Source organism: Microcystis sp. LE19-10.1B, from assembly GCF_027530565.1.
GTDB lineage: Bacteria > Cyanobacteriota > Cyanobacteriia > Cyanobacteriales > Microcystaceae > Microcystis > Microcystis aeruginosa.
The window spans coordinates 1-4,091 of record NZ_JAPZQM010000691.1 but is presented as its reverse complement, the minus strand read 5'-3'; the positions used below and the strand labels follow the sequence as shown (position 1 = coordinate 4,091).

General features: G+C 44.5%; 4 protein-coding genes. 2 read left to right on the top strand and 2 right to left on the bottom strand.

What is annotated here, in order from left to right; all coding sequences use genetic code 11:
• Positions 1-603 precede the first annotated feature (603 nt).
• Together rpiA and O9332_RS24655 are read right to left on the bottom strand one after the other, a co-directional pair.
• Positions 604-1,314, bottom strand: coding sequence for a ribose-5-phosphate isomerase RpiA (gene rpiA, locus O9332_RS24660; protein WP_002757733.1), 711 nt, complete (start codon positions 1,312-1,314; stop codon positions 604-606).
• 72 nt (positions 1,315-1,386) lie between these two features.
• Positions 1,387-1,914, bottom strand: coding sequence for an RNA recognition motif domain-containing protein (locus O9332_RS24655; RefSeq protein WP_002757731.1), 528 nt, complete (start codon positions 1,912-1,914; stop codon positions 1,387-1,389).
• Between the two features lie 561 nt (positions 1,915-2,475).
• Here O9332_RS24655 and O9332_RS24650 point away from each other — a divergent pair.
• Together O9332_RS24650 and O9332_RS24645 are read left to right on the top strand one after the other, a co-directional pair.
• Positions 2,476-2,676 carry an NblA/ycf18 family protein gene (locus O9332_RS24650; RefSeq protein ID WP_002739006.1) on the top strand — a complete coding sequence of 67 codons (201 nt, stop codon included), beginning with the start codon at positions 2,476-2,478 and terminating at the stop codon, positions 2,674-2,676.
• 133 nt (positions 2,677-2,809) lie between these two features.
• Complete coding sequence (locus O9332_RS24645) at positions 2,810-3,691, top strand: universal stress protein (RefSeq protein ID WP_002757730.1); 882 nt, start codon at positions 2,810-2,812, stop codon at positions 3,689-3,691.
• Positions 3,692-4,091 lie beyond the last annotated feature (400 nt).

The following is a 4,091-nucleotide window of genomic DNA, read 5'->3' as shown; positions in this document are numbered from 1 at the left end:
CGTTTTTGAAGCAATTGTCAAACCGCCGACACCATCGGTCAAAGCATGGGGGCATTGCGGCTGGGGTTGTCTCTTTCATCGCTGATCTTTCAACGTAAAGTGCTTACTCTTTAACGATTATACTCGATTTGATCTTTATTTGGCGTTTAAGTCCCACTAGCATGGTTTATAGCTCGTGACACTGTACCTCATACGACTGCACACCGCTATAATTCTCCCATAGTTTTTCGATGAAATTGAATTAGTAACGAAAGACATACAGTTCAGCTATCGAACTATTTTTATTAGTATAGATGAGAAAAGCAGACCGTGATTGGGTTGTCGCTTTTGGGGATATCTCGTGTAATCATCTCGACATCACCTCCCTTGCCTAGCTTCAGGTAATTCCGATTCTGAGGGTTAACTCTCGAAGGTATTGACTTCTGGCAATAGCTAGAGATTTGTTATTAGCTAAAAGCAAATATTATTTGAGCCAAAATTGCTCGATTCCCCCTAACGATGGGTCTGGTAAAACGTCCTTGACTTTTTTCTTTGTCTGTATATACCCATAATAACAAAACAGGCCGCAGGCCTGTTTCACTGTTAGATTAAGAATAATTAATCCTACCTAATCTCGCGCACTACCGGCTTACCGTCAATAATTTCACCGACGAGAATCAGATCAGCAACCCCGACAAATAAACCATTTTCTAAAACCCCCGGCATATTATTAATAGTTCTTTCCAAATCAGCCGGATCATCGATACTATCAAATTTAACATCGATAACTAAATTGCCTTGATCTGTCACCACGGGGCCAGCTTTTTTCACTCCCATGCGGAGAGAAGGTTTACCACCGAGTGCCTCCAATTTTCGCATCACCGGAGTCATGGCCATGGGTAACACTTCCACCGGCAAAAGAAAAGTCGATCCCAACTTGTCCACCAGCTTATTGCCATCCACTACCACGACAAAAATATCGGCGAGACTATCGACAATTTTCTCCTGAGTATGGGCAGCACCGCCGCCTTTAATCAGGTTTTTCTGGGGATCCACCTCATCGGCCCCATCGATAGCGATATCCATCTTTGCGATGACATCGAGGGTAGTGAGGGGAATTCCGTACTTCCTAGCCAAAACTTGCGCTTGAAAAGAAGTAGGAACCCCGACAATATTGCTGATTTCCCCGCTTTGCAGTCTAGCGCCCAGATACTCGATCGCGTAGGCCGTCGTTGAACCAGTTCCCAATCCCACGACCGAATTAGATTGAACTAGATTAGCGGCGGCCTTACCGACCTCCTGTTTCATGAGAATGACCGGATCGATTGCTGTCATGATGCACATTCCTAAAAGCGATATTTTGAACCTCTTAGTTATCGGCTATCCCTTGCCCTCTTGTCAATGGAATTAGGGATTAGTGGCCTGAGCTGCTAACATTTCCTTGAGTTTAGCCAATTCATTAGCCCAACGGGGATCTGGCTGTAAAGCGTCACCATCGCTGGTAACTTTCGGGGCATTATTGCCACCCCGTTCAGCCTTGCGTTTTTTGCCGCCGCCACCACCACTACTGGATTTGCGCGGTGCTGCTGTCGTCGGTTTCGGAGTCGGTCTTTCGACTTTTTCCGGGGTTTCTACGCTGGCCTCCGTGCCTTCTGCTTCTTCTCCTTCTTCTTTACCTCCCTTGCTGCGGGGGAGAGCTTTCTCGATTTTGATCGGGTTTTCCATGAAGGATTGTCCGTTGTATTTTTCGATAAACTGGTCAGCTAGTTCATCGCTAGGGACGGTAACGAAGGCAAAACCGCGACATTTGCCAGTTTTGCGATCTTTGATGACTTTAGTGGTGATCGTATCCCCTTCATCGGCAAAAAGCGCCTGTAATTTTTCGCGCTCGACGGATTCTTTGGGCAAATTACCAACGTATAGACGAACGGACATGATGGATTCCTCCAAGTATAGGGTGATGTAAAAACTTGTGCGACATTCCGTGCCTGTATGCTGATTTTTTTAAGGCAAACAGAGCTAAGGAGGATGTTTCCCAGCGATAAGCTTGCAGTTTCTGCACGATAGCGGCTGTGGCCGTCAATTTTGACTATCCTTAACGATTTCAACGAGAGGGACGGAATCTAGGGGTTACGTTTTTAGCTTTTAACAGGCCTAATCATTCAACTTACCCGATTTATGTCGCTCTCTTCGATTATTACAGAATGTTTACACAATTTGTCAAATATTTTCTCTCGCTCTGGGCTGCCTAAGTATAACTACTTAAGTATTTGTTCACAGTAAGCAAAATTTTATGAAAACTCTTGCTAAATGTATCATTATATGCTTCTTTCCTTTTGGCGGCGGGGTATCCTAGCTAACGGGAGGGAAAAAGCAAAACCCCCTTTACAGATACATTGACACTTTGTCAAGTATTTGTTACATTAGTTAAAAAAGGTGATACCCATCACCCATCTCGCTTGTTATCAACCACTGTCTTCATCGAGGAGGAACACCATGTCTCAACCGATCGAACTTTCCTTAGAACAACAGTTCAACATTCGTTCTTTTCAGACTCAGGTAGAAAAAATGAGTCAGGAGCAAGCGCAGGATTTCCTGATCAAGCTCTACGAACAAATGATGGTCAGAGAAAATATGTACAAAGCTTTTCTCAAACACCAGTGGGGTCTAGATTCTAATCCCTGGGCCCCCCAGTAACTCATTTCACCCCTGCGGGCGACCTCTTTCTCCGGCTGGGTTTCTGCGGAAACGAGCTAGGGATGCGGGGCGCATTTCTTCACCTTTTTAGCTATTCTTAGGGAAGAATAACCGAATTGCTAGGGGTTAATTTATGTTCGAGCGCGCTTTGATCTGTACAGATCTTTTCGATGGTCTCCATCGTCTTGTCCATTGTGTGCCACACTTAGCCCTGAGCGGCTTAAAACAAGTTATCTTCCTCCACAGTATTCCGGTTTGGGAACAACCCACCCTAGCTGCCGTAGATCAAGGGAAAATTGACGCGGCTAAAGAAAAATTATCCCCAGCTTTAGCAAATATTCCCGACGGTATGACAGTTATTGTCGAAATCTCTAACCGTCGTCCCGTGGATGCCGTGCGGGAAATCCTCGCGCATCACTCTATTGACGTGATTTTGATGGGAAATCCCATGCGCGGTGCTGTCCAAGAAAAATTATTCGGTAGTACCAGTTTAGCGATCGCAGGTATTACCGATATTCCGCTGCTGATTTTCCGACCGCAATTATTATCAGTTTATACTCGCGATGAATTAGCCCTGCGCTGTCAACATCTCTGGAAACATTTATTAATTCCCTACGATGGCAGTCCCGACGCAATTTATCTAATTGAACAGATGGAAAAATACGCCCCAACTCGCGCCCCCGGCTCTTTTGAGCAATGTCTCCTCGTCCGGGTAGTGGAAAATATCAGTCGCGATCCCAGTGTCACCGAATACCGTTTAAATGATGCCCGTCGGGAATTAGAATCGGTGCAAGTGCGACTAGAAAAACTCGGTTTGCAAGTACAGAGCCAAGTGCGACAAGGAACACCTGTATTAGAAGTTTTGACGGCAGCGGAAGAAGATGACATCAGTGCCATCGCAGTGGCTACCTGCCATCGTTCCAATATGTTGGAATGGTTAGCCGTGCGTCGGATTAATGAAGATATTCTTCATCAACTGTGGTTCCCCTTATTATTTTTCTCCCCCAAGGGATAGGCTAGAAAAAAGCTCCTCTTGGGGATAAACTACAAAGGCACAAAGGACAGAGAGAGGAAGACAGATTTGATCGCTAAAATCGATCACACAAACGATAAGAGAGCCGCAAAAATTTGGGAGAAATTAACTTAAGTAAGTAGTTATAATTAAATTAAAAATAGATTTTGCCTCTGATCCCCCCTGCCCCTCCTAGGGTTGATTCATAGTAGAGTTGATTCATAGTAGGGTTGATTCATGAATCAACCCTACCCAAACTCCTTGATAAGTAGTCATGCAAAATTAATTACCCAAATAAAAAATTAAGAAGTATAATACATAAAAAAACGAAGCAGCAGGAAAATACAATGAGATTGATTAGAGACCTAAACCCCGAGAGCCAGAAAATGCTAGAGAGAATTTA